Here is a 1,618-nt window from a genome sequence, read left to right on the forward strand (position 1 = left end):
GGACGCGACGGTTGATCTGCAGGCCGAGTTCGAGGCGTCCAACATCGACGAGGTCATGGACAAGCTCGACCGTGAACTCGTTGGCCTGAAGCCGGTCAAGACCCGCATCCGCGAGATCGCCGCTCTCCTCCTGGTCGACCGGCTTCGCCGCAAGTTCGGGCTGACTTCGGGCGCCCCGACGCTGCACATGAACTTTACGGGAAATCCCGGCACCGGAAAGACCACCGTGGCGCTGAGGATGGCCGAAATCCTGCATCGTCTGGGCTATGTCCGCGAAGGCCACATGGTCGCCGTGACGCGCGACGATCTCGTCGGCCAGTATGTGGGCCACACCGCGCCCAAGACCCGCGAGGTGATCAAGCGTGCCATGGGCGGCGTGCTTTTCATCGACGAGGCCTATTATCTCTACAAGCCCGAGAACGAACGCGACTACGGCCAGGAATCGATCGAAATCCTGCTGCAGTGCATGGAGAACAACCGTGACGATCTGGTTGTGATCCTTGCCGGCTACAAGAACAAGATGGACCGCTTCTTCGACAGCAATCCCGGCATGCGTTCGCGCATCGCCCATCACCTCGATTTCCCCGACTATGGCGTCAGCGAACTGAAATCGATCGCCGAGATTATGCTCGCGGAGCAGAATTATCGCCTCAGCGAGGCGGCGTCCCGTGCGCTCGAAGAGTATCTTCCGATCCGCATGAGGCTGCCGCATTTCTCCAACGCGCGTTCGGTCCGCAATGGGCTCGACCGGGCGCGGCTGCGGCAGGCCAACCGGCTTTTCGCATCGCGCAGCCGGGTGTTGACCAAAGCCGATCTTGTCACCATCGAGGAATCCGACATTCGCGGCAGCCGCGTGTTCGCGGAAGGGAAACTCGAAGGCGAACCGGAGACGAAGATGCGCTGACGGGATGGAGCCGGCTGGCGCAGCGACCAACACCCGCAGACAGAATTGGAGACGACGACCATGGTCACCAGGACAATCATCGCACCCTCCGTGCTTTCCGCGGATTTCTCGCGGCTCGGCGATGAGGTCGAAGCTGTCGTGCGGGCGGGTGCCGACTGGATCCATCTCGACGTGATGGACGGCCATTTCGTACCCAACATCACCTTCGGTCCGCCGGTGATCAAGGCGATCCGCGACCGAACGGACAAAATTTTCGATTGCCATCTGATGATCGCGCCGGCCGACCCCTATCTGGCCGCCTTCGCCAACGCCGGCTGCGACATCATCACGGTGCACGCCGAGGCCGGGCCGCATCTCGATCGTTCCCTGCAGGCGATCAAAAATCTCGGCAAGAAGGCCGGCGTATCGCTGAATCCTTCGACGCCGGAGAGCGTCATCGAGTATGTGCTCGACAGGCTTGACCTAGTGCTGCTGATGACGGTCAATCCAGGCTTTGGCGGCCAGGCCTTCATTTCCGCGGTCATCGAGAAGATCAGGCGAATCAAGGCACTGGTTGGCCACCGCCCGATTGACATCGAAATCGATGGCGGCGTCACGGCCGAAACCGCCCCGCTGGTCGCCGCGGCCGGGGCCAATGTGCTGGTCGCCGGGTCGGCCGTGTTCAAGGGGGGCACCGAGGCGGCTTATCGCACCAACATTGGAGCCATCCGACAG

At 62.1% G+C, this 1,618-nt stretch carries 2 protein-coding genes; both read left to right on the forward strand.

The features are described 5' to 3' along the window. Positions 1–904: CbbX protein (gene cbbX, locus EN984_RS33870; protein WP_127384320.1), on the forward strand; the 904-nt coding region annotated here is incomplete at its 5' end. Positions 905–964: 60 nt separating this feature from the next. Then, positions 965–1,618, forward strand: a 654-nt coding sequence (rpe, locus tag EN984_RS33875) for a ribulose-phosphate 3-epimerase (protein ID WP_127384321.1), incomplete at its 3' end; no start/stop codon positions are given.

Origin of the sequence: Mesorhizobium sp. M7A.F.Ca.CA.004.12.1.1, assembly GCF_003997835.1 — a bacterium.
Lineage (GTDB): Bacteria > Pseudomonadota > Alphaproteobacteria > Rhizobiales > Rhizobiaceae > Mesorhizobium.